The 23333-nt window shown below is 70.7% G+C and carries 23 protein-coding genes and 1 pseudogene; 9 read left to right on the top strand and 15 right to left on the bottom strand.

Annotated features, from left to right (window positions below; all coding sequences use genetic code 11):
• A pseudogene (locus ACWEV3_RS33025) lies at window positions 1-280 on the top strand (acetyl-CoA C-acyltransferase); the annotation flags it as partial.
• Window positions 281-360: 80 nt separating this feature from the next.
• Window positions 361-1110: a hypothetical protein gene (locus ACWEV3_RS33020; protein ID WP_452617633.1), complete on the top strand. Its 750-nt coding sequence runs from the start codon at window positions 361-363 to the stop codon at window positions 1108-1110.
• A gap of 3 nt (window positions 1111-1113) precedes the next feature.
• Here the strand turns inward: ACWEV3_RS33020 and ACWEV3_RS33015 are convergent, their stop codons facing one another.
• The 8 genes from ACWEV3_RS33015 to ACWEV3_RS32980 form a co-directional block, all read right to left on the bottom strand.
• Complete coding sequence (locus ACWEV3_RS33015) at window positions 1114-2433, bottom strand: DNA polymerase IV (RefSeq protein WP_452617632.1); 1320 nt, start codon at window positions 2431-2433, stop codon at window positions 1114-1116.
• Window positions 2434-2703: 270 nt separating this feature from the next.
• Window positions 2704-3114: a TipAS antibiotic-recognition domain-containing protein gene (locus ACWEV3_RS33010; RefSeq protein ID WP_452617631.1), complete on the bottom strand. Its 411-nt coding sequence runs from the start codon at window positions 3112-3114 to the stop codon at window positions 2704-2706.
• A gap of 187 nt (window positions 3115-3301) precedes the next feature.
• A complete protein-coding gene (locus ACWEV3_RS33005) occupies window positions 3302-3487 on the bottom strand; it encodes a hypothetical protein (protein WP_452617630.1) in 186 nt (61 codons plus the stop codon).
• A 64-nt stretch (window positions 3488-3551) separates the two neighbouring features.
• Window positions 3552-4529 carry an ABC transporter substrate-binding protein gene (locus ACWEV3_RS33000; RefSeq protein WP_452617629.1) on the bottom strand — a complete coding sequence of 326 codons (978 nt, stop codon included), beginning with the start codon at window positions 4527-4529 and terminating at the stop codon, window positions 3552-3554.
• Between the two features lie 42 nt (window positions 4530-4571).
• Window positions 4572-5621 carry an ABC transporter permease gene (locus ACWEV3_RS32995; protein WP_452617628.1) on the bottom strand — a complete coding sequence of 350 codons (1050 nt, stop codon included), beginning with the start codon at window positions 5619-5621 and terminating at the stop codon, window positions 4572-4574.
• Complete coding sequence (locus ACWEV3_RS32990; protein ID WP_452617627.1) at window positions 5621-6385, bottom strand: ATP-binding cassette domain-containing protein; 765 nt, start codon at window positions 6383-6385, stop codon at window positions 5621-5623. The genes ACWEV3_RS32995 and ACWEV3_RS32990 overlap by 1 nt, the downstream gene beginning before the upstream one ends.
• Window positions 6382-7428: a class I mannose-6-phosphate isomerase gene (locus tag ACWEV3_RS32985; protein WP_452617626.1), complete on the bottom strand. Its 1047-nt coding sequence runs from the start codon at window positions 7426-7428 to the stop codon at window positions 6382-6384. Before ACWEV3_RS32985 ends, ACWEV3_RS32990 begins: the two co-directional genes overlap by 4 nt.
• A complete protein-coding gene (locus ACWEV3_RS32980) occupies window positions 7425-8399 on the bottom strand; it encodes a LacI family DNA-binding transcriptional regulator (protein WP_452617638.1) in 975 nt (324 codons plus the stop codon). Before ACWEV3_RS32980 ends, ACWEV3_RS32985 begins: the two co-directional genes overlap by 4 nt.
• A gap of 490 nt (window positions 8400-8889) precedes the next feature.
• On the opposite strand from ACWEV3_RS32980, the gene ACWEV3_RS32975 reads away from it, so the two are divergent.
• The 3 genes from ACWEV3_RS32975 (at window position 8890) to ACWEV3_RS32965 (ending at window position 11168) form a co-directional block, all read left to right on the top strand.
• Window positions 8890-10296 carry a glycoside hydrolase family 47 protein gene (locus ACWEV3_RS32975; RefSeq protein WP_452617625.1) on the top strand — a complete coding sequence of 469 codons (1407 nt, stop codon included), beginning with the start codon at window positions 8890-8892 and terminating at the stop codon, window positions 10294-10296.
• 118 nt (window positions 10297-10414) lie between these two features.
• On the top strand, window positions 10415-10732 hold the full coding sequence (gene cutA, locus ACWEV3_RS32970; protein WP_358391860.1) for a divalent-cation tolerance protein CutA: 318 nt from the start codon (window positions 10415-10417) through the stop codon (window positions 10730-10732).
• A 76-nt stretch (window positions 10733-10808) separates the two neighbouring features.
• Window positions 10809-11168, top strand: a complete 360-nt coding sequence (locus tag ACWEV3_RS32965) for a DUF3817 domain-containing protein (RefSeq protein WP_452617624.1) — start codon at window positions 10809-10811, stop codon at window positions 11166-11168.
• 1 nt (window position 11169) lies between these two features.
• Here the strand turns inward: ACWEV3_RS32965 and ACWEV3_RS32960 are convergent, their stop codons facing one another.
• Window positions 11170-11670: a MarR family winged helix-turn-helix transcriptional regulator gene (locus ACWEV3_RS32960; protein WP_132491979.1), complete on the bottom strand. Its 501-nt coding sequence runs from the start codon at window positions 11668-11670 to the stop codon at window positions 11170-11172.
• A gap of 141 nt (window positions 11671-11811) precedes the next feature.
• On the opposite strand from ACWEV3_RS32960, the gene ACWEV3_RS32955 reads away from it, so the two are divergent.
• Window positions 11812-12114 carry an MTH1187 family thiamine-binding protein gene (locus ACWEV3_RS32955; protein ID WP_132491981.1) on the top strand — a complete coding sequence of 101 codons (303 nt, stop codon included), beginning with the start codon at window positions 11812-11814 and terminating at the stop codon, window positions 12112-12114.
• Window positions 12115-12172: 58 nt separating this feature from the next.
• Here ACWEV3_RS32955 and ACWEV3_RS32950 read toward each other — a convergent pair whose 3' ends face one another.
• Window positions 12173-12424, bottom strand: coding sequence for a hypothetical protein (locus tag ACWEV3_RS32950; protein WP_452617623.1), 252 nt, complete (start codon window positions 12422-12424; stop codon window positions 12173-12175).
• A gap of 326 nt (window positions 12425-12750) precedes the next feature.
• On the opposite strand from ACWEV3_RS32950, the gene trxA reads away from it, so the two are divergent.
• Window positions 12751-13674, top strand: coding sequence for a thioredoxin (trxA, locus tag ACWEV3_RS32945; protein WP_452617637.1), 924 nt, complete (start codon window positions 12751-12753; stop codon window positions 13672-13674).
• Window positions 13675-13729: 55 nt separating this feature from the next.
• Here trxA and ACWEV3_RS32940 read toward each other — a convergent pair whose 3' ends face one another.
• The 3 genes from ACWEV3_RS32940 to ACWEV3_RS32930 all read right to left on the bottom strand — a co-directional run bounded on the left by ACWEV3_RS32940 (window position 13730) and on the right by ACWEV3_RS32930 (window position 17618).
• Entirely contained in the window at window positions 13730-14443 is a 714-nt protein-coding gene (locus ACWEV3_RS32940; RefSeq protein WP_452617622.1) for a tyrosine-protein phosphatase, read from the bottom strand.
• 90 nt (window positions 14444-14533) lie between these two features.
• Complete coding sequence (locus tag ACWEV3_RS32935; protein WP_452617621.1) at window positions 14534-15952, bottom strand: neutral zinc metallopeptidase; 1419 nt, start codon at window positions 15950-15952, stop codon at window positions 14534-14536.
• Window positions 15953-16163: 211 nt separating this feature from the next.
• Window positions 16164-17618: an MFS transporter gene (locus tag ACWEV3_RS32930; RefSeq protein ID WP_452617620.1), complete on the bottom strand. Its 1455-nt coding sequence runs from the start codon at window positions 17616-17618 to the stop codon at window positions 16164-16166.
• An 80-nt stretch (window positions 17619-17698) separates the two neighbouring features.
• Between ACWEV3_RS32930 and ACWEV3_RS32925 the strand changes: the two genes are divergently transcribed.
• Window positions 17699-18076 carry a winged helix-turn-helix transcriptional regulator gene (locus tag ACWEV3_RS32925; RefSeq protein ID WP_452617619.1) on the top strand — a complete coding sequence of 126 codons (378 nt, stop codon included), beginning with the start codon at window positions 17699-17701 and terminating at the stop codon, window positions 18074-18076.
• Here ACWEV3_RS32925 and ACWEV3_RS32920 read toward each other — a convergent pair whose 3' ends face one another.
• On the bottom strand, window positions 18077-19324 hold the full coding sequence (locus ACWEV3_RS32920; RefSeq protein WP_452617618.1) for a peptidase: 1248 nt from the start codon (window positions 19322-19324) through the stop codon (window positions 18077-18079).
• An 88-nt stretch (window positions 19325-19412) separates the two neighbouring features.
• Here ACWEV3_RS32920 and glgP point away from each other — a divergent pair, with 88 nt between their 5' ends.
• Window positions 19413-21965, top strand: coding sequence for an alpha-glucan family phosphorylase (gene glgP / locus ACWEV3_RS32915; protein ID WP_452617617.1), 2553 nt, complete (start codon window positions 19413-19415; stop codon window positions 21963-21965).
• A 56-nt stretch (window positions 21966-22021) separates the two neighbouring features.
• Here the strand turns inward: glgP and ACWEV3_RS32910 are convergent, their stop codons facing one another.
• A complete protein-coding gene (locus ACWEV3_RS32910) occupies window positions 22022-23227 on the bottom strand; it encodes a Cmx/CmrA family chloramphenicol efflux MFS transporter (RefSeq protein WP_452617616.1) in 1206 nt (401 codons plus the stop codon).
• Window positions 23228-23333 lie beyond the last annotated feature (106 nt).

Genomic DNA, 23333 nt, shown 5'->3' with positions numbered 1-23333 from the left:
GGAGCGGGTCGAGGCGGCGGATCTGGATCTGGTGGAGATCAACGAGGCGTTCGCGGCGGTGGGGATCGCGTCGATGCGTGCGTTGGGTGTTGATGAGGAGCGGGTGAACGTCAATGGTGGTGCGATCGCGTTGGGGCATCCGATCGGGATGTCGGGTGCGCGGTTGGCGTTGCACTTGGCGTTGGAGTTGAGGCGTCGTGGTGGTGGGGTTGGTGCGGCGGCGTTGTGCGGTGGTGGTGGGCAGGGTGACGCCCTGATCCTCCGCGTACCGACAGCCTGACCCCGGCCGACCCCGAGATCTACCCGGAGATCCCGCACCGTCGGTGATCGACCGGCTCCGGCGTGGCTACCCTGGACGGCATGAAGTGGCTTCCAGGGGGATGGCAACGGGCTGACCGGGTCGAGCAGGAACGGGCGACCGTCCCGGCACGGCCCCGCAACACCGCCCGTTACACCTCGGACCCGGCCGGAGCCGCCGAACCCGCCACCCGGGTGCAGCCCGGCGGCGGGCACCGCCCGACGCTGCTGAGCGCGGACGCGCACGACGTCGATGTCAGCGCCAGCAGCTTCAAGACGCTGCTCATCGGTGGCGGCATCAGCGGGCTTCTCACCGTGCTGGTCGCCGCGGCGCTGGTCAACAGCGGCAACAGCGTCGGCTTGTGGATCTGGCAGCTCATCTTCGGCGTGATCTTCCTCTGGTTCCTCACCGCCTCGCGGGGCATGCTCAACAGCCGCGGCTTCCTGCTCGACCGCAGCGGCTTCTACGCCCGCACCCGCGGCGAGGTGTTCGGCGTCACGTGGGACGAGATCAAGGCCGTCGGGGTCGGCACGCTGCCGTGGATCCAGCACCGCCGCCCGGTCGCGCCGGAGCGCCGCCACGCGCTGGAGCTCTACCCCGCGGATCCGGGATTCGCGGCGCGGCACCCGGAGCTGGACCGCTGGCGGGTGGAGGAGCAGCCGTCGATGCCGGGGCTGCCCGGCGAGCGCTACCGGTTCCACCTGCCGCCGGTCAGCAGGCTGCCGAAGGAGCTGGAAGGCGCGGTGCAGACAGTCGCCCCGCAGAAGTGGATCGGCCGGTACAAGCGGGAGCTCCCGCCGCCGCAGGCCTGACGGCTACCAGCCGAGGCTGTCGATCGGGTCCGCCGAGGTCAGCTCCGGGGCGTCGATGGCGAAGGTGCGGGCCACCCCGCGGCCGCTGGTGGCGGTCTCGAACCGGACGGTGACGCGACCGTGCCCGGCGCCCTGCACCCAGCCGTGCCCGAACTCCTTGTGCTGAACGTCGTCACCCGCCCGCCAGTGCCGGGTCGACGGCTCCGGGCTCGGTTCGGGGACGGGCAGGGCGGCGGGCGCCGGGGATTCCTGCTGGTCGGCAGGGTTGTCGAACAGCGGCTCCTGCTCCGAGGTCGCCAGTCCCGAGTAGGAGACGCCGACCAGCCGGATCGGTGTGCCCGGCGGGACTGCGACGGGCAGCAGCCGCCGCGCCGCCGCAGCGAGCGCACCGAGATCGCTGGTCGCCGACGAGAACGTCTCCGCGCGGCTGATCGTGGTGAAGTCGGAGTCCCGGACCTTGATCGTCACGGTGCGCGCGGCGCGCCCCGACGACACCAACCGGCGATGCGCCGACTCGGCCATCCCGGTCACCTCGGCCTGCAGCTTCGCCTGGTCGGTGATGTCGACGTCGAACGTCGTCTCGGCGCTGACCTGCTTCGCTTCGGCGCGTTCGGCAACCGGGTGCTCGTCGATGCCGTGCGCGAGGCGGTGCAGCTCGGTGCCGTGCGCCTGCCCGAGCAGCGACGTCACGTCGTTGGGGCGCAGCGCGGCGAGCTCGCCGATCGTCTGGACGCCGATGCGGTGCAGCTTCGACTCCGTCACCGGCCCGATGCCCCACATCTTGCGCACCGGCAGCCCCGACAGCAGTTCCAGCTGCTGCTCCGGCGGCACCACGAGCATGCCGTCCGGCTTGGCCAGTCCCGAGGCGATCTTGGCGAGCTGCTTACCGGCACCCGCGCCGATCGACGCCGTCACGCCGACCTCGCGGTGCACCCGCGCGCGCAGCCGCGTGGCGAAATCCTCGACCTGCGCCGTGGTGGCCCCGGCGAGCTCGGTGGGTTCCAGGAACGCCTCGTCGACCGAGACCTGCTCGACGACGTCCGAAACCTCCCGGACGATGCCGAGCACCCGTTTGCTCACCGCTTGGTAGACGCGGAACCGCGGCGGGAGCACCACCGCGACGGGGCAGCGGCGGCGCGCCTCGGCCATCGACATCGCGGACCGCGCGCCGTACTCCCGGGCCTCGTAGCTGGCGCCGGCGACGGTGCCGCGCGGGCCGAGGCCGCCGACGAGCACCGGGCGCCCGGCGACCGTGGGGCGGGTCAGCTGCTCCACGGATGCGAAGAACGCATCCATGTCCATGTGCAGCACCCACCTCGGCATGACCGTCATTCAACGGGATGCCTCTGACAGCCGCCGCCGCGGCCGGGCGAGGTGAGAGCAAGGGAACCTTCCTGTCACCGCAGGCCGCTGACCTCCACGGCTGGGCGAGAGGATGGGAACCTTCCTGTCACTTCCGGCCGTGCGGGAGCGAGCATGGGAACTTTCCTGTCATCCCGAACCGGGGGTGAGAGCAAGGGAACTTTCCTGTCACCGCGAGCCCGGGTGCGTGCATGGGAACTTTCCTGTCACCGCGCGCCGCCCGGCGGCCGGTCAGCGCAGCTTCGCCCAGGCGTAGGTGATCATGGCGTCGCGCAGGTAGTCGGCCATGCCCTTCGGCTTCCGGCGTTCGATGCGGCGGCGGAACTTCGGCTGGTTCACATACATCTCCGCCAGCCGAAGGTAGGAGGACCGGTCCGGGGTCCAGAAGTGGCAGAGCCAGCGGTAGTGCTCGTGGATCACCTGCTGGGTGCGGGGGTCGTTCTCGGGGACGCCGGTGGCGAACAGTTCGGCGACGGCCGAGCTGATCCGGTTCCAGTCCGCCCCGATGCGCTGTGCGAGCGCTTTGCGCTGCTCCGGGGCGATGGGGCCGTTGGCTCCGGCGGGGGTGAGGTTTCCGATCAGGGCGGTGCCGTCCTCGACGGCTTCGGCCTGATCGAGACCGGGGCTCCCAAACGGCTGCACGGCGTTCCTTCCTCCCCTGACGTGCGGGCACGGCGCATGACGATCAAGCACGGATCGTGATCGACATTGCGAGTGATCACGGCCCTGATCACCTGCCCGTGGCACATTAACGGAGCGAAGTGGACGCTGCGTGTGATTGTGGCGATCCGCTACCAGCCTGTGATGCCCCGATCCGGTGTCGCGGCGCTCAGCCGGCTTCCCTACCAGCGTCGTCGTCCTGCTCGTCGGCCGCGGACCGTTCGGGCGGCGCGAGGAACACCACACCGCTTTCCAGGTCCAGCGGCCCGCCGGGGTCGTGCCCTCGCGAGATGCCGGTCTGGTCGCCTTCGTGCTGGAGCTTCCGGCCGGGGAAGAGTTCGCCGTATTTGCCCATGCACCCAAGGTAGCCCGGCGCCGTGCCGGGGCCGGTGCGATGAAGCCGGCCCCGGCACGGGCGATCAGCAGTGGGCTTTGTAGAAGTACTGCGCCTGCTGGTCGATGTTGTCCTTGGTGATGGCGATCATCTCGGTCTTGGTCTCCCGTTCGACCGGCTGGCCCTTGATCGCCGCGATGGCGCGCTTGACGCCTTCCTGTCCGATCTTGCCGGGGTTCTGCGCGATCAGCGCCTGGACCCGGCCGTTGCGCAGGTCGTCCACCTGCTTCGGACTGGCGTCGAACCCGACCAGCTGCACCTGCCCGGACTTGCCGGCGTTGAACAGCGCGGTGGCGGCGCCTTCGCCGGTGTTGAGGTTGGTGCCGAACACGCCGACCAGGTCGGGGTTCGCGGCCAGCGTCGCTGACACGATCTGCGCGGCGGTCGCCGCCTCGTTCTCGGTGTACTGGGTGGGCAGCAGCTTCAGGTTCGGGTGCTTGGCGATCTCCTCCTCGAAGCCCTTGGCCCGGGCGTCGGTGGTCGAGGTGCCCGCCTTCGTGTTCAGCGCCAGCACCGACCCCGGCTTGTCGCCGACCAGCTGCGCCAGAGTTTGCGCGGCCAGCTGTCCGCCCGCGTAGTTGTCCGACGACAGCGAGGTGACCGAGATGGACCGGTCCTCCAGCGCGGTGTCGACCTCGACGACCTGGATTCCGTTGCTCTTGGCCTGCTGCAACGGCGCGGCCAGCGCCTTGTCGTCGGTGGGCGCGATGATCACCGCGCCGGGCTTGGTGCTGACGATGCCGCCCAGGATCTGCGACTGCTCGGCCTGCTCGAACTTCTCCGGGGCCTGCGAGTTCAGCTGGTAGCCCTGCGCGCTCGCCTCCTGCTGCGCCGCGCATTCGATGGACACGTAGAACGGTTCGCCGCGCATCCCGGTGATCAGGGCGAGGTTCTTGTTGTTGGGATCGGTCTGCCCGCTGCCGGTGTCACCGATCTGGCCCGACCCGCAGCCGGCCAGCAGCAGCGCCGCACCCAGCGCCAGCGCGGTTCTGTGCGTTCTCATCAGCGATTTACCTCCACACGCCGTTGTGCCGAAGATCGAGTGTCAGCGGTTGTTGCGCGCCCGCCGCCTGCGCTGGTCCAGCCAGACCGCGGCGACCAGGACCGCGCCGACCGCGATCGGTTGCCAGAACGGCCGCACCCCGGTCATCACGAATCCGGCGTCGAGCACCGCTGGGATGAACACGCCGATGACGCTGCCGAGCACCGTGCCGATGCCGCCGAACAGGCTGGTCCCGCCCAGCACCACGGCCGCGATCGCGTTCAGGTTGTCGTTGCTGTGCCCGCTGATCGTGGTGGTGCCGAAGTAGGCCAGCGACATGAACCCGGCCAGCCCGGCCAGCACCCCGGTGAGGGCGTAGACGGTGACCAGGTGCCGGGTGACCTTGATCCCGCTGCGGCGGGCGGCTTCGGCGTTCGAGCCGATCGCGTAGGTGTAGCGACCGAAGACCGTGGTGTGCAGCAGCCACAGCGCCAGCAGCGTGATCACCGCCGCGAGGATCACCAGGTTCGGGACCACCACGAACGACGTCCCGGTGCCGAGGGTCTTGCGCAGCGCGCTGGGCACCGTGCGCACGTCGATGCCGTTGGTGAGCAGCTGCGCGGCACCGAGTGCCGCGCCGAACGAGCCGAGCGTGACGATCAGCGCCGGGACCCGGGCGACGGCGACGAGCAACCCGTTCAGCAGGCCCCACAGCGCGCCGCCGACGAGCGCGACCAGCAGGCCGATCGCGATCACGCCCCAGCCGGCGTTCGTCGCGTCGCCGCCGCTGAGCCATTCCATGGTCATCGCCGACACGACGCCGGAGAACACCAGCACCGATCCCACCGACAGGTCGATGCCGGAGGTGATGATCACGAAGGTCATGCCGACCGCGAGCATCAGCAGCGGCGCCGCCTGCACCAGCAGGTTCTGGACGTTGAACAGGGTGGGGAAGGCGTCCGGGCGGAGCACGCTGAACAGCACGCACAGGACGATGAGCACCAGGCCGGTCCACAGCGTGTTCGAGGAGGCCAGCCGTGCGCCGAGCCCCTTCGCCGGGGCCGGCGCCTTCTCTTCCACAGTGGACTCGGGTGTTTCCTGCTGGGTGGCCATCAGCTCGCGTCCTCCTGCGACAGTGCACCGGTCATGGCGCCGACCAGGTCCTCCAGGGTCGCCTCGGCGGCGCTGAACCGCGCCACCCGGCTGCCGAGGCGCAACACCTCGACCCGATCCGCGACCGACAGCACCTCCGGCATGTTGTGGCTGATCAGCACCACCGAGATACCGGTGTCGCGAACCCGCCGGATCACCTCCAGCACGCGTTCGCGCTGCACGACGCCCAGCGCGGCGGTGGGCTCGTCCATGAACACGAGCTTGTCCGCCCAGGTGACCGAGCGCGCGACCGCGACGCTCTGCCGCTGCCCGCCGGACAGCGAGCCGATCGGCACCGACAGGTCTTGCAGCGACACCCCGAACTTCGCGAACTGATCGGCGGCCTGCTCGCGCATCTTCGCTTTGTCCAGCATGCCGAGCCGGCCGAGCAGCCCGGGCCGCCGGATCTCCCGCCCCAGGAACAGGTTCGCGGCGGGGTCGAGGTCCGGTGCCACCGCGAGGTCCTGGTAGGCGGTCTCGATGCCGTGCGACCGGGCGGCGGCGGGGGAGTCGAGCGTCACCGGCTTGCCGCCGACCAGGATCTGCCCCGAATCCGGCTGCTCGACGCCCGAAAGGCATTTCACCAGCGTCGACTTGCCGGCGCCGTTGTCTCCGATGAGCGCGACGACCTCACCCGGGTGCACGGTGAACGATGCGCCGCGCAGCGCCTCCACGCTGCCGTAGCGCTTGACCAGGTTGCGGGCTTCCAAGAGCGGTTCGGTCATCTCGGGCTCCCGGCGGCCGGCGGGCGGCAGTGCACCACGGTGACGTCCCCTTCGAGCTGAGCGGCCCCGGCGGAATGCGGGATCACGGCGGTGCTGCCGCGGTGCAGCGGCAGTTCGGCGCCGCCGTCCGTGCGCAACTTCCCGCTGCCGTCCAGCGCGATGAGCACGCCGAACGACGGCTCAAGCTCGACGCCACCGTGCAGGCGCTCGGCGCGGAAGAAGGGTGCCGCGTCGTCGGCCAGCAGCGGGACGCGGGGCTCGGACCGGTCCGCGGTGCGCTTGATCAGCGAGTCCAGCGCCGCATCGCCGAAACCGGCGCGGTTGACCGTTTCGAGCGCGGTCTGCCGGTCCATGCCGAGGAACGCGCCCTCGGCATCGGCCAGGAAACCCTGCCATTCCAACGTGATCGAGAAGTCCGTCGGCTGCTGCAGCTCGACGATGAACACGCCTTCGCCGATGGCGTGCGGGGTGCCCGCGGGGACGTGCACGGTGTCGCCGGGCCGGACCGGGATCTCGTTGAGCGAACCGAGCATCGCCGACGAATCCTGCGTGGTCACCCAATGCGCGACCGTCTCCGGCGCGACGTCTTCGCGGAAACCCAGGTACACCACCGGGTTCGCGCCGGAGGTACCGACCACGATCCACGCCTCGGTCTTGCCGAACCGGGAACCGAGGTGCTGCTGGGCGAAGGCGTCCGAGGGATGGCAGTGCACCGGCAGCCGCTGCCCCGCGTCCAGGAGCTTGACCAGCAGCGCGGTGCTGTCGCCGAAGGCGGCCACGTGCTCGGCGCCCAGCCACCGCTCGGGTTCGGCGGTCACCGCGTCGCGCAGCAAACGCCCGTCCGGCAGGCGGGACAGGCCCGACTCGGCCTGGCCGAACCGCGTCGTGGTGGACGCGACCCAGTCCTCCGGGCCGAATTCGCGGTCGTCCGAGCCGCGCAGCGCGGCGATCGACGCACCGCCCCGGTAGAACTGGCGGGGCTGGTTGGCCGGCAGGGCGATCGGAACCGCCGGGCCGGACTGATCATTGTGGACAGAACTCAACGTGATACCTCTCCGGAACCTCTGGCGAGCAGCCGAGTGGGAACGACCAGGCGACGTGGCGGCGTGCGGTCGCCGTCCAGCCGCGCGAACAGCAGTTCTGCCGCCGACCGGCCCAGCGCCCAGGTGTCGTGGGTGACCACGCTGATCGGCGGGTCGAGGAGGTCGGCGAGCTCGAAGTCGTCGAAGCCGACGAGCGCCGGCCGACGGGGTCGACCGGCCAGCGCGCGCAGCGCGTGCACGGTGATCCGGTTGTTGCCGGTCACCAGCGCGGTCGCGCGCTGCAGCGTGGAACGCAGCGCCTGCGCGACCGACTCGTCGGTGTGCGGGCCCATCAGGACCAGGTCGGAGGAGAACGGCACACCGGCCTGCGCGCAGCCTTCCCGGAAACCGCGCAGCCGCTCGGCGGCCGTGTGGATCTCCGGAGCGTCGCCGAGGAAAGCGATCTCGCGGTGCCCGTGCTCGGCCAGGTGGCGGGCGGCGAGCGCGGTGCCGCCGGCGTTGTCGATCAGCACGGTGTCGGCGTCGAGGTTGCCCGGCGGCCGGTCGACGAACACCACCGGCGTCCCGGCGTTGATCTCGTGCGCGATGTACCCGTGCTGGTGACCGGCGGGAACCACGATCAGCCCGTCGACGCGGCGCGCGCAGAACTCCAGCACCAGCTCGCGTTCCCGCGCGGGGTCCTCATCGGACGAACCGGTCAGCACCTGCTTGCCCTGCACCCGCGCGATTTCCTCGACCGCGCGGGTCAGCATCGAGTAGAACGGGTTCGCCAGGTCTTCCAGGACCAGGCCCAGCGTGCCGGTCCCGGTGCCGCGGCGGAGGTTGCGGGCGCTGAGGTTGCGGCGGAACCCGAGCTGGTCGATGGCGGCCAGCACCCGCTCCGCGGTCGCCGGATGAACGCCGCTCTCGGCGTTGACGACCCGCGAAACGGTCTTGATGCTCACGCCCGCCAGCCGCGCCACGTCGTTCATCGTGGCGCGCCGGACGTTCCCGGACTCAGACAACGTTGTCATGATGGGCGGCATTGGATCGCAGCCCTTCGCCGCCTGTCAATGCCGCTACCCGGATCTGACTACGCCTGGCCCCACGACATCCGCTGATCGGCCCAACCCAGCCCCGCGTTCCGGGCGGGGTGACAGAAAGGTTCCCATCCTCGCGCCCGCCGATCCCGGCCCGCGCGACCCGCCGGCCCGGCCGATCGATGACAGGAAGGTTCCCATCCTGCGGTTTTCCGGCCCGAGGTGACAGGAAAGTTCCCATGCTCGCAGCCGGAACCCGAGCCGGCGGGGCGTTGTCGCGGCCGCGCGGGTCAAGTCGTCGGGCGGCGGTATTCGGCGCGGCCGAACGCCGCGTCGCGGTGTCGAAACCGGACAAGAACGGCGATCCGCATTGACCTCCGCGGCGTCTCCGACGACGGTGAACCGGCCCGGCTTGACAAGGTTGTCCAGTGAGGAGGCGGCGATGCCCCGAAGCATCCCCAGGAGATCCGCGCTGCGTTTGTTCGGTGGCGCGGCCGTTGCCGGCGGGCTGTTGGCCGCGTCGCCGGCGGTGGCGTCGGGGGCACCGGCCCGGCGGGACTGGAAGCCGGTCGCCGAGGCCGTCCGCCGCGAATTCCTGTGGGCGTGGCAGCACTACGTCGAGCGGGCCATGGGCGCCGATCACATCAAGCCGATCTCCGGCGGCCGGGAGGACTTCTTCGTCGAGGGCCATTCCATCGGGCTGAGCCTCGTGGAGGCGATCGACACGTTGTGGCTGATGGAGGCCGACTCCGAAGTCGAGCGCGCCGTGCAGTGGATCAAGGAGAACCTGAGCTTCGACATCGATGCGCCGTTCCAGGTGTTCGAGACCAACATCCGGATGGTCGGCGGGCTCGCCGCCGCGTACCACTGCACCGGTGAGCAGCGGCTGCTGGAGCTGGCCGTCGACGTGGCGGACCGGCTGCTCCCGGCTTTCACCGAATCCCCGACCGGCCTGCCCTACCGCTACGTGAACCTGGCGACCGGCGCGGTCAGCCGGCCGGAGACCAACATCGTCGAGGTCGGCACCTACGTCGCCGAGTTCGGGATCCTCTCGGAGTGGACCGGCGACCGGCGCTACTTCGACCTCGCCAAGCAGGCCATGCGGGTCGTCTACGACAAGCGGACCGAACTCGGCCTGCTGCCGCACGACATCCACGCCGAAACCGGCGAGTGGCGGAACCGCCAGGCCACCGTCGGCCCGCCGGGCGACTCCTACTACGAGTACCTCTGGGACGGCTACGCGCTGTTCGGCGACGAAGAGCTCCGCCAGTGGTACGACGCGCTCACCGACGCGATCCTCGCCCACCAGGCCGAACGCCACCAGAACATGCTGTGGTTCCCGCAGGTCGACGCGTTCACCGGCGAAGTCCTCAGCCGCGAGCAGAGCGTGCTCGCCTCGTTCTACGCCGGCCTGCTCGGCGAATCCGGCCGCGTCGCAGAGGGGCGCGCCTACCACGACGCGTTCAACACCGTGCAGGACGAGTTCGGGGTGATCCCGACCTCTGTGGACTACTCGACGATGTCGGCGAGCGACCGGAGCAACGCGTTGCGCCCCGAGTTCGCAGACTCGGCTCTCATGCTCTGGCTGGAAACCGGCGACGACGTCTTCCGCGAACGCGCGAACGTCCACTTCGATCACATGGTGAAGACGTCGAAGACGAAGTACGGCTTCGCCGCTCTCGCCGACGTCACGGCGAAGCCGCCGTCGCAAGAGGACACCTGCCCGGGCTACTGGTGGTCCGAGCAGATGAAGTACTACTGGCTGCTCTTCTCCGACACCCCGCGCTTCGATTACCGGAACAACTACCTGAGCACCGAAGCGAACGTCCTGCGCGGAGCCCGCCGCTGACGCGGGGATGACAGGAAAGTTCCCATGCTCTCAGCCGGACGCCGGCAGGAGTGGAGCATGGGAACCTTCCTGTCACCGGCCCCGGCCCCGGCCGCGGGCCGCTGGCTACGCTGGGCGCATGGCTGATCATGTGCAGGTCGTGACCACCACCGACTCCGAGCAGGCGGCCGCCGAGCTGGCCCGCGGCGTCGTCGAGGCGCGGCTGGGGGCTTGCGTTCAGGTCGTGCCGATCCGCAGCTTCTACGTGTGGGAGGGCGCCGCCCAGGACGACGCCGAGTGGCAGCTGCAGATCAAGACCTCGGCCGGGCGGCTCCCGGAGCTCGTCGATCACCTCATGGCCAACCACGGCTACGACGTGCCGGAGATCATCGCCACCCCGATCGTCGGCGGTAACCCCGCCTACCTGGCCTGGGTCGACGACCAGACCCGCCCGTAGCGGACCGGCATCGGTGTGATCGGCGACACCCGGCACACTCGCAGGGGAGTGCCGTTGGAGCGGAAGTGGGTTTGACGTGCCGCGTACGTATGCCAGGTGGTTCCGGGCGGTTGCGATCGCCGAGGCGTTCTCGTGGGTCGGTCTGCTGGTGGCGATGGCGTTCAAGTACGGCTTTCAGCAGCCGCTGGGCGTGACGGTCATGGGCTGGGTCCACGGGCTGGTCTTCACCGCCTACGTGGTGACCTGCCTCGTCGTGTTCAGCCCGCTGCGCTGGCGGTTCGGGGTGCTGGTGCTGGCGCTGGTGGCGTCGATCCCGCCGCTGGCGTCGGTGTGGTTCGAGCGCTGGGCGAACCGGCGCGAGCTGCTGGCCGAATCGGACTCCGACGAGCCGACGTTCTGGGGCCGCGTTCGCTACGCGCTGCGCGAGCTGAACTGACTCAGAAGTCCCCGGCGGCGTGCCGCACCTTGCCGAGCAGCTCGGTGAGCTGTTGGGTCTGCCGCTCGGTGATGCCGCGCAGCCCGAAGTCGATCTCCGTGACCGACTCGGTCGCCTTCTTCATCAGGTCCAGGCCGTCCTCGGTGATCTCCACCAGGGTGGTGCGCCGGTCCGTGGGGTGCGGCACCCGCCGGACCAGGCCGTCCTGCTCCAGCCGGTCGACGATGTTGGTGACGCTGGTCGGGTGCAGTTGCAGCCGGTCGCCCATGACGCGCATCGGGAGGCTGCCGCGCCGCGAGAAGCTCAGCAGCACCAGCGCCTCGTACCGGGCGAACGTCAGGTTGTGCGGTCGCAGCGCACCGTCGACCGCCGATTGCAGGATCTGCTGGACCCGCATCACGCTCGTCACCGCGGCCATCGTCGTCGACGGGCCTACCCGGTCGGCCCAGATCTCGGCCGCGCGAGCGATTGGGTCGAAGGGCAGTGGACTACGGGTGCTCATGGTGTTCGACGCTAGCAGCGGTTACCGATGAGTTGGTGGCTGTGGTGCGGGTAGGGCGAAATCAGGAGGACCGCGCCGCTGCCCGAGCATGATCGTGGTGACCGGCGGACCACGCCGCCGGTCCGGAATGGAGGAGCAGACGTGCTAGTTGCGTTCAGCGTGGCCCCGAGCGGGGCCGGGGACAGCGACAGTGTCAGCGAGGCGGTCGCCGCCGCGGTGAAGGTGGTGCGGGAGTCCGGGCTGCCGCACGAGACGACCTCGATGTTCACCACGATCGAGGGCGAGTGGGACGAGGTGATGGACGTCGTGAAGCGGGCCACCGAGGCGGCTTCTGCGAACGCGCCGCGCACCAGCCTCGTGCTCAAGGCGGACATCCGGCCGGGGCACACCGACCAGCTGCATTCGAAGGTGCGGCGGGTCGAGGAGCACCTGCGCGGGGAGTAGGCGCGGCAAAAGACCGGGGGCGGCGTGCGGCCGCCCCCGGTCTGGCGCTTTAGACGCGTCAGCCCTTGGGGTGGTCCACGATCGGCGCGTTGACGCAGGTGTTGGCCTGCGGCGACAGGATCGGGACCACGGCGCCGATGACGGCAACGTTGTTGCCGCACGCCTGCACCGGGACGGCGCTGATGTTGTTGTCGTTGACCGCGTTGATGCCGTCGTTCTCGGCGCTGTCCGCGAACGCGGCGGTGCCGAGGGTCAGGACACCGAGGGCGGCGGCACCGGCGACGCCGGCAACACGGGTAGCAATGCGCACTGTTTCGTACCTCTCGTTGAACTACTGACTGAAGGTCCCCCAAATGGAGGCCCCGCAGACCCGTGAGAAAACAACCGTCACTCGCGGGCTCAATTTCCACTTCGGCGGGTAGTGGCGCCGAGCCTTAGGGGTGAACCCGCTTTGCCACCTGTTCGAGCGACATTTCCTCACTACTTCGGTTTGATCTCGGGCGTCGTCGGCGTGTCGGTTCTGGATGTGCGGTTTCGCGGGCCGCGGAAGATCTGCCGCCCAGCGACCACGCGACCGGCGGGACGTGTCAGGATGGAGGCGTGACGAGGCCGGATCCACGCCAGCAAGCAGCAGCGATGTCCGCCGCGATGGCGGGCGCAGTCGACCTGTCGGCCCTGAAGAACCGGGCCGACGCCACCGCCCGGGCCGCCCAGGCGCCCGCCAACGGCGACAGCCCAGCGGCGCCCGCGAGCGCCGCGGTCATCGATGTCACCGAGGCCACCTTCCAGGCCGAGGTCGTCGAGCGGTCGCTGCAGGTGCCCGTGGTCGTCGACCTGTGGGCGACGTGGTGCGGACCGTGCAAGCAGCTGTCGCCGGTGCTGGAGCGACTCGCCCAGGAGAGCAACGGCGCCTGGGTCCTGGCCAAGGTGGACGTCGACGCGAACCCGCGCATCGCGCAGCTCTTCCAGGTGCAGTCGGTGCCCACGGTGATCGCCATCGCCGGCGGTCAGCCCGTGGACGCCTTCTCCGGCGCCCAGCCGGAACCGCAGATCCGGCAGTGGATCGACTCGCTGCTGAACGCCCTGCGCGACCAGCTGCCCGGCATCCGCGCGGCCGAGGAGGGCGTCGAGCCCGTCGCCGAGGAGCCCGAGGACCCGCGGTTCACCGCCGCCGAGGACGCGCTGGAGAGCGGTGACTACGCCGCCGCCGAGGCCGCCTACCAGAAGATCCTCGACAGCGAGCCGAACAACGAGCAGGCCAAGGCCGCGCTGGCGCAGGTCCGCTTCACCGCCCGCGCCGAACAGGCCGACCCGGGCGCGATCGAGCGGGCCGACGCGGCCCCCGACGACATCGACGCGCAGCTCGCCGCCGCGGACGCGGAGGTCGCCGTCGGCCGGGTGGCGGAGGGCTTCGACCGGCTGATCCGCGCGATCAAGCGCACCTCCGGCGACGACCGGGACCGGATCCGCCGGCACCTGATCGAGATGTTCGAGGTCTTCCCCGAGGGCGACGACCGGGTCGCCGCGGCCCGCCGGGCGCTGGCCAGCGCCCTGTTCTGAGCAGGGTTTCCCGGGCGCCGATTTCACGCGAAATCGGCGCCCGGTCTTTCGCGTCCTAGTCGAGGAGCCTGTCCCGCAAGGCGGTCACATCCGCGTCGGGAAGACCGCCGGAACGCAGGTATGCCGCCATGTTCCGCGAGGTCGCGGCCTCGCGGATGAGGTCGCCCGCCGTCGTGCCGTGCTCGGCGATGAGCTCTTCGATCTTCGGTGTGTCGTCGCCCAGGCCCACCCTGGCGCACTGCTCGGCGCGGCGGACGTGGCTGAGGGCGTAGTCATCGGCGATATCCGCCGGGTCGGCGCCGACCAGGGCGAGCAGCACGAGCACGATCAGGCCGGTGCGGTCTCGCCCGCCGCCGCAATGCACCAGCACGCCGCCCGGTTCTGCGCGGGCGATCGCTCCGCACACCTCCGCGGTGCGCTGCGGGAACCGGTCCAGGAATGCCCGGTAGTACAGCGGCGTGCAGGAGATTCCGCCGCCCCACCGGTCCCAGAAGTCGGTGTCGGAGTGGTCGTCCAGCGGTAGGTGCACCGTCGTCAGCTCGGGCGGGCGCGGTGCTGCGTCCGGCTCCTGCTCGTCGTCTCCGGTCAGGTCGATGATCGTGCGGATGCCGTGCTGCTGGAGGCCGGACCACCCTGCCGCGGTGAGGGCCGCCGGGTCTTCCGAGCGAACCACCGCTCCCCAGCGGATTGTCCGGCCCTCGTCGGCGCGGAGGCCGCCGAGATCCCGCGCGTTCAGGAAGCCTTCCCAGTCGAGAACTCGTTCCGTCATACCCGTGGGACGTGCGTGGCCGGTTCGGGTTGTGCGCAAGGAAAAAGCGGTGCCGCCCCGATCCGGGACGACACCGCCGGTTCCGTCAGCTCACGCGCCGTACTTGGTGCTGCACGGGGCGAATCCTTCCTGGACGCCGACCCGGAAGGCCTCCACCCGGGCGAACCCGACGGGCACCTGATCGCCGTTGACGTTCGCCGCGATCAGGCTGTCCTCGCCGAGCAGCGCGGACACGCCCTCATCGATGTCGTCCGGCGCGATCCGCAGGCTGCCGACCGGGTTGCGCTGCCCGAACGGGTCCTCGACCAGCAGCCCGCTCCACGAACCGACCATGCAGGCGGTGCGCAGGCCGGCGGCCTCGTCGTCCAGCGGCAGCCCCGTGGCCTTCTGCACCGAGAGCGCATACCTGGACGCGACCTGGGCGTATGCGGCGAAGTCGCCGTAGCCGGTGGAATCCGCGTTCTTGCTCGGCGGTTGGCCGATCTTCTGCAACGCCGCCATGTCCAGCGAGATCGTGTTCGTGCTGGGGCAGTACGAGGCCGGTGATGTGGCCTCCTGGCTGCCGCACGGCTTCAGCCCCGCGACGATCTTGGGCGGCTCGGCGCCGGTGTCGCGGAACACCGTGCGCAGGCTCTTCTCCACCGCGTCGAGGCTCTGCTGGTCCACGGGCAGGTTGGCGTTCTCCTTCTGGATGGGCTTCCACGCCTGGAAGAGCGTCGTGCGCCGCTGGACGTCGTTGAAGTCCATCTTGGCGCAGCGCTGCGGGCCCTCGCTGAACCCGAACTGGAACGCCGTGACCCGGTCGAACGCGGAGCCGTGCGCGTTGCCGTCGCGGAAGTCGGAATCGCCCGGCGAGTCGCGGATGAAGTTCAGCACGCCCATGACCTCGTTGAGGCCCTGCCCGGTGGAAACCTGGAAGTACTTCGAGGAACCCTCGGCGACGTGCCGGAAGTACGCGCCGGTGAAGCAGTCCGCCTGCTGCTCCAGCACGATCACCTGGTCGTTCGCGGTGGCCGTGCTCGCGCGGTGCTGCACGGCGTGCCCGATCTCGTGCGCGAGCACCGTCACCACGGCCATCGGCCCGAAGCTGTTGTTCAGCTCGGGGAGCAGGGTGCCCCGGTCCCACGCGATGGAGTCCTCCGGCGGGCAGTAGAAGGCGTTGACCACGCCCGCCGTGTTCTGCCCGCACAGCTGGAGCCCGGGACCGCCCGAGTCGTAGGACACCAGCCGCTTGACCGGCTCGAAGCGCTTGCCGGGGAAGGCCTTCGGGAACGTCTCGCTCCAGTACTCGTCGATGTCGGCGACCGCGTCGCGCGCGAGCTTGTCCATCGCGCCGTTGTCGGTGCCCTCGACGGGCAGGGACGAACTCGGCGCACCTTCCTTGGGGCCGCTCGGGCCGTTGGTGGCGGGCAGGCCGGCGACCTCGGTGGTCGAGTAGCCGCCGAGCGTCGTGGGGGTGCCGCTGATCGGCCGCGAGCACCCGCCGATCAGGGCCGCGCACGCGAGCACGGAGACCGCGGTGCCGAGGATCCGCTTTCGCCGTCGGCTTCTTGTCGATACCGGTACCACTGACGCGCCCCATCCTGCTGGCCGAAGTCCTCCTGCGCCGGGCCGGCGGCAGTGCCACCCGGTGCCGGAGCAGCCTATCGGTTACCTGATCGACCTCACGTGCGATCTCGCCGGATCGCCAAGGGGCGGGGTGACAGGAAGGTTCCCATGCTCACGCCCGGTCGTCGGCGGTGACAGGAAGGTTCCCATGCTCTCGGGCTGCAGATGGGGTCTGGCGGGGGCGGATGACGGTGACGGCGAGGATCAGGGCGGTCGCGACGAAGGCCGCGCCGACGAGGAACGCCAAGCGGTAGCCGCCGGTGATCGCCTCCGCAGGCTGCTCGCCGGTGGCCTGCAGCGCATTCGTGTGCGCCGTCGCCAGCGTGCTCAGGACTGCCAGGCCGAAGGCGCTGCCGACCTGCTGCATCGTGTTGAACATGCCCGACGCCACCCCGGAATCCTCGGGTGTGGCCGCCGACATGGCGAGGGTCGCCAGCGACGGCATCGCCAGGGCGAATCCGGTGCCGAGCAGGATCAGCGCGGGCAGCACGTCCGCCAGGTACACCCCATCGGCCGGGACGCGGCCGAGCAGTCCGAGACCCGCGACGATCAGCGCGAGCCCAGGGATCAGCACGGTGCGCGGGCCGAAGCGGCCGATCAGCTTGGGGGCGCCGCCGAGGGAGAGGACGCCGATCGTCAGCGAGATGGGGAAGAGCCCGAGGCCCGTGTGGACCCCGTCGAAGCCGAGGATGCGTTGCAGGTAGAGCACGCTGAGGAACTGGAACGAGAACATCCCGGCCACCAACAGCGCCTGGATGCTCAAAGCGCCCCGAACATTGCGCGGGCGGAACACGCGCAGCGGCAGCAGCGGTTCGGCGGCGATCGCTTGCCGTGCGACGAACGCCACCAGCAGCGCGACGGCTCCCGCTCCGCAGCCGAGGGTGTGCGCGGAGGCCCAGCCGCGGTCCGCGGCTGCGATGATCGAGTAGACGCCGAGCATCAGCGCCGAGGTGATCAGCAGCGCGCCCAGCACGTCGACGGCGGCGCGGCCGCCGGTTTCGGGCGCGAGGACCCGTCCTGCCAGCAGCGTGGCCGCGATCCCGATCGGCACGTTGACGATGAAGATCCAGTGCCAGCCCACGGCCTGCGTCAGCACGCCACCGGCGAGGAGCCCGATCGACCCGCCTGCGGACTGGACGAAGCTGTAGACGCCGATGGCCTTCGCCCGTTCGCGAGGCCCGGGGAACAGGGTCACGACCATGCCGAGGGTGACCGCCGAGGTCACCGCTCCGCCGGCGCCCTGGACGAAGCGCGCGACGAGCAGCGTCGCCGGGTCCTGGGCCAGGCCGCAGAGCAGGGAGGCGGCGGTGAACAGCGCAAGTCCCGCCACGAACACGCGCTTCTTGCCGAGCAGGTCGCCGAACCGGCCGGCGAGCAGCAGCAGGCCGCCGAAGGGCACCAGATAGGCGTTGACCACCCAGGTCAGTCCGGACGGCGAGAACCCGAGGTCTTCCTGGATGGCCGGGAGCGCCACGTTCACGATGGTCCCGTCGAGGATGACCATCAGCTGCCCGGCGCACAGCACCGCCAGCGCGAACCAGCGCGACGCCGCGAGGTGTCGAAACATGGGGAGAACTCCAAAGGTGCACGACTTGTTACTGGAGTCATCTTCTGTAACCATTGCGGCGGGCGGAAGGAGGCACTTTCTTGTCACGGAGTCACACGGATGTGTCCGACCGGCTCAACCACGAGGCGTGCCCGATCAACGAGGTGCTGGATCACGTCGCGGGCAAGTGGAGCATCGGGATCCTGGTCGCCGCCGCGGACGGCCCGGTCCGGTTCACCGAGCTGGAGCGCAGCATCCAGGGCATCAGCCGGCGGATGCTCACGCTGAACCTGCGGAAGCTGGAGCGCGACGGCCTGCTCGTGCGGACCGTCCATCCGACGGTGCCGCCGAAGGTCGAGTACGAGCTCACGCCGATGGCGCGCGAGCTGCACGAGACGCTGGCCGGCTTGGTGGGTTGGGCCGAGCGCCACCGGCCCGGGATCGTCCGGGCGCGCGCCGACTACGACGCCCGGTCCTGATCAGCAGGCCGTCGCGCCGCCGAGCGCGCCGGTGCGGAAGGCTTCGAGCCGGGCGAATCCGGTCAGGGAGTTCGTGCCCTGCGCGTCACGGGCGACGTCGTCGGATTCGAGCACGACCGCGACGGCCTCGTCGAGGTCGCCTTGCGACAGCCCCGGCTGCGTGACGGTGTATGCGCCGGTGAGGCACATGATCTGCGTGCTCGCGGCGGGTCCGGTGGTGGGGCGGCCGAGTTCGGTGAGCGCGGCGAGCGCGAAGCGGGAGGCGAGCAGCGTCGTGGCTGCTTGGTCGCCGATCCTGCGGTGCGGTTCGGTGATCGCCGCGCGATCGATGACGATCACGGGCGGCCGCGCGCAGAACGTGGCGGGGCCGGTCGCTGCGGGACATGCGGGCGTCGAGCGGACGTCCGGCGCGGTCCAGCGCCCGCCGCGCTGGGCGACGAGATCGCCGAAGTAGCCGGAAATCCGGTCGGCGCGCAGTGCTTCGTCCAGCGGTTTGTTCGCATCATCCGGGTCAGGCGAGGCCAGCGACGTTCCCGTCACGTCGGCGCAGCGTCGCGCGCCGTCGCGGAAACCGCTCTGGAACGCCGAAACGCGGTCGAAGGCGGTGCCGTGCGCCGCGGTGCTGCTCGTGCTCGCCGGGTCGCGGAAGACGACGATCGCGCGCATCGCCCGGTCCAGCTGCTCCGGGTCGATGCGCAGGTGCTCGGCGTGGCCGTCGACGACCCAGCGGATGAACGAACCCGAGTAGCAGTCGGCCATCGCTTCGAGGCGCACCGAGGCGTCGTCGACATCCATGCCGGCGCGCTGCTGCACCGCGTGGCCGATCTCGTGCGCGAGAACCACCACGACAGATGCGTCGCCGTAGTGCTCCCGCAGCACCGGAAGCAGCGCTGCGCGGTCCCAGGCGATCGCATCGACGGTGGCGCAGTAGTACGCGTTGCCTTCGACGTCCTTCACATCGGTCGCGCACGGTGGCGGGGCGCCGGTGCCGTTGGTGTCGACCGAGAAGAACCCGCCGTCCAGGTCCCGCCAGGGCTTGCCGAACACCGCCGGGTACTGGGCGGCCCAGAAGCGCTGCACGTCGGTGACCGCCGTGGCCGCGAGCCGGTCGGCGTCGCCGTGGTCGGTGCCGTGCACGAACGCCGGATCGACCGTGTGATCGGCCACACGGGCCGGTTCGGGCGGTGCAGTCGTGCAACCGCTGGCGATCACCAAGATCACCAGCGCCACCAGTCCAATCCCGCGCACGACGCCAAGCTTCCCATCGGTCGCGGTCGTGGGCTGCGCTGGCACGTCCGCGGACGGGCCGCGGCGGGCCGAGATATGGTCCGCTGCTGTGAGAGCAGTCCACCGCTTCACCGTGCGAGCCCACCTGCCCGAGCAGCTGAGCGCGCTCGGCACGCTGGCGACCAACCTCCGCTGGGCCTGGCACCCGCCGACCCAGGACCTGTTCGCCGCGGTCGACCCGCAGGTGTGGTCCGCGGTGGGGGCGGACCCGCTGCGGCTGCTCGCGGAGGTGCCGGCCGAGCGGCTGCGGCAGCTGGCCGGCGACCAGGACTTCCTGGCGCGCACCCGGGCCGTCGACGACGACCTGCGCCGATACCTCTCGGTGCCGCGCTGGTACCAGCAGCGGCAGGACGAGGACGCCGGGCTGCCCACCTCGATCGCCTACTTCTCGATGGAGTTCGGCCTCACCGAGGCCCTGCCGAACTACTCCGGCGGCCTCGGGGTGCTGGCGGGCGACCACCTGAAGTCGGCCTCCGACCTCGGCGTGCCGATGATCGGTGTCGGGCTGCTGTACCGGTCCGGGTACTTCCGGCAGTCGCTGTCGGCGGAGGGCTGGCAGGTCGAGCACTACCCGGTGCTGGATCCGCGCGGCCTGCCGCTGGAGATGCTGACCGAGCCGTCCGGGAAGCCGCTCCAGGTGCGGGTCGCGATGCCCGCCGGGCGCACCCTGCACGCGCGGATCTGGAAGGCGCAGGTCGGCCGGGTGCCGCTGCTGCTGCTGGACAGCGACCTGCCGGAGAACGAAGACGACCTGCGCAAGACCACCGACCGGCTCTACGGCGGCGACGCGGCGCACCGGATCCGCCAGGAGATCCTGGCCGGCATCGGCGGCATGCGCGCGGTCCGCGCCTACTGCGAGCTGACCGGCCACCCGCAGCCCGAGGTGTTCCACACCAACGAGGGCCACGCCGGGTTCCTGGGCCTGGAGCGGGCCCGCGAGCTGCAGGAGGACCCGGGGCTGCAGTTCGACCAGGCGGTGGCCGCGGTGCGAGCCGGGACGGTGTTCACCACCCACACCCCGGTCCCGGCCGGGATCGACCGCTTCCCGGTGGATCTGGTCCGGCACTACTTCGGCGACGGCTCGGCGCAGGCCCTGCTGCCCGGTGTGCCCACGGATCGGGTGCTCGCGCTGGGCGCCGAGGACAACCCGGGCATGTTCAACATGGCCCACATGGGGCTGCGGCTCGCGCAGCGCGCCAACGGCGTCTCCGAGCTGCACGGCGAGGTCATCCGCAAGATGTTCCGCAACCTGTGGCCGGGCTTCGGCGTCGCGGAGGTGCCGATCCGGTCGGTCACCAACGGGGTGCACGGCCCGACCTGGTCGGCGCGAGAACTCGGCAAGCTGATCGGTGAGTCCGAAATGGACAGCGGCGCCGGATTGCGCGGCATCGAGCCGGTCAGCGACTCGCTGCTGTGGGAACTGCGCTGCTCGCTGCGCCAGCGGCTGGTCGACGAGGTGCGCAGGCGGCTGCGCACCGCGTGGCTGCGGCGCGGCGCCTCGGACCTGGAACTCGGGTGGTGCGACACGGTTTTCGACCCGGACGTGCTCACCATCGGCTTCGCCCGCCGGGTGCCGACCTACAAGCGGGCCACGCTGATGCTGCGCGACACCGAGCGGCTGCGGGAGTTGCTGCTCGACGCGGAACGCCCGGTGCAGATCGTGGTCGCGGGGAAGTCGCACCCGGCGGACGAGGGCGGGAAGGCGATGATCCAGCGGATCGTGCGCTTCGCCGACCAGGCCGACGTGCGGCACCGCATCGTGTTCCTGCCGGACTACGACATGTCGCTGGCCAAGTACCTGGTGTCGGGTTGCGACGTGTGGCTGAACAACCCCGTGCGGCCGCTGGAAGCGTGCGGCACCTCGGGGATGAAGGCGGCGCTCAACGGCGGCCTGAACCTGTCGGTGCGGGATGGCTGGTGGGACGAGATGTTCGACGGCCACAACGGCTGGGCGATCCCGAACGCCGACGGCGTCAGCGACCCGAACCGGCGCGACGACCTGGAGTCCGCCGCCCTGTACGAGCTGATCTCCGACCACGTGGCCCCGATGTTCTACGAGCGCAACACCGACGGGGTGCCGGGCAAGTGGATGTCGATGGTGCGCCACACCCTGGCGACGCTGGGCCCGCGCGTGCAGGCGTCCCGGATGATCCGCGAGTACGTCGACAACCACTACACCCCGGCCGCCCGGTCGGTGCGGGCCGTGTCGGCGGACGACTACCGCGGGGCGCGGGAGATCGCGGACTACCGCGCCCGGCTGCAGGCGGCCTGGACCTGGGTGCGGATCAGCGACACCGAGATGTCCGTCGACGACGGCGGCACGCCGCTGCTCGGCGGGCAGGTCACGGTGCGGGCGCGGGTCGACCTGGCCGGGCTCGATCCGTCCGATGTGGACGTCGAGGTCGTCGTGGGGCGCGTGGACGACTCCGACGTGCTGCACGACTTCGTCACCGCGTCGATGCGCCCGGCGGACGGCGGCCGCTACGAGGCGGCGGTGACCCTGCCGCACGCCGGTCCGGCGGGCTACACCGTCCGGGTCCTGCCCCGGCACCCGCTGCTGTCCGGCCCGGCCGAGCTGGGCAAGGTCGTCCTAGCCGGCTGACCCGTGAGCGTTTTCGGGTGCCATAGCACCCCAAAACGCTCACAGGTCGGCTCAGGTCACGCTTCTGCCCGGACCGGCACCGGGGTTTCGCCCACGCTGACGCTCGGCGCGTGCTGAGACCGGCGCTGCAGGTAGCCGGCCCACGCCGCGGCCAGCAGGCCCGCCGCGCCGATCGCGGCGCCCACCCAGGCCACCGAGGCGAAGCCGAACCCGGCGCTGATGGCCATGCCGCCCAGCATCGGCGCGAGCGTGTTGCCGATGTTGAACGCCGAGGTGTTGACGGCTCCCACGAGCGTCGGAGCCCCGGGGGCGAGGGTGAACGCCCGCGACTGCAGGGCCGGGTTGGTGACGAACCCGCCGACACCCAGGACGAAGACGAGGATGGTCGTGATGATCGCGTTGCCCGCCGTGACTGCGAGGAGCGCGGAGGCGATCACCAGGGTGCCGAGGCCGACGAGGAGCGTGCCGACCGGGCGCGCCTGCGCGGTGCGCCCGCCGATCGTCATGCCGATCAGGCCGCCCAGCCCGAACAGCGCCAGCTCGGCGGGAACCCACGCCTCGGGCAGCCCGGTCACGTCGGTCAGCACCGGGGCGAGGTAGCTGAAGGTCACGATGACCGCGCCGAAGGCGAAGGTCGTGATCGCGTACGACAGCCACAGCTGGGGCCGGGCCATCGCGCGCAGTTCGGCTGCGGCGCTGCTGGGCTGCTCGGGCGAGGCCGCGTCGTGGATGGTGAACAGCGAGCACACCAGGCTCACCGCCGTGAGGACGGCGACGGCCCAGAACACCGCTCGCCAGCCGGCGAGTTGGCTGAGCACGGTGCCCGCCGGAACCCCGACGATGGTGGCGAGGGTCAGGCCGCCCGCGACGATCGCGACGGCCCGGCTCCTGGCGCCGGGCGGCACGAGGCTCACGGCGGCGGCCACCGCGACGGCCCAGAACCCCGCGTAGGACAGGGCGCTCACGATGCGGGTGGCCATCAGCACCCCGTAGCCGGGAGCTAGCGCGCCGACGATGTGCGCGGCGATGAAGACGCCTTGCAGCGCCACCAGCGCTTTCCGGCGCGGCCAGCGGATGGTGGCGATGGCCAGCAGCGGGGCGCCGACGACCATGCCGATGGCGAACGCGGAGATCAGCAGGCCCGCGTCCGGGATGGACACGCCGAGATCTGCGGCCATGCCGGGCAGCAGCCCCGAGAGCATGAACTCCGAGGTTCCCTGGGTGAAGATGCCCAGGCCGAGGATGTAGACGGCAAGGGGCATGGAAGGCCCTCCAACGAGTCGGTGATCACTGCGGGCCGACGCTAGCAATGTTTTGAAGCGGTCGATTCAAAATGTGACCGAGGTTTCGTTGCGATCGCTTCAAAAC

The sequence above is a fragment of the Saccharopolyspora sp. NPDC003752 genome (assembly GCF_053605825.1).
The sequence above is the reverse complement of the archived record's forward strand: the minus strand, read 5'-3'. Positions and strand labels throughout refer to the sequence as shown.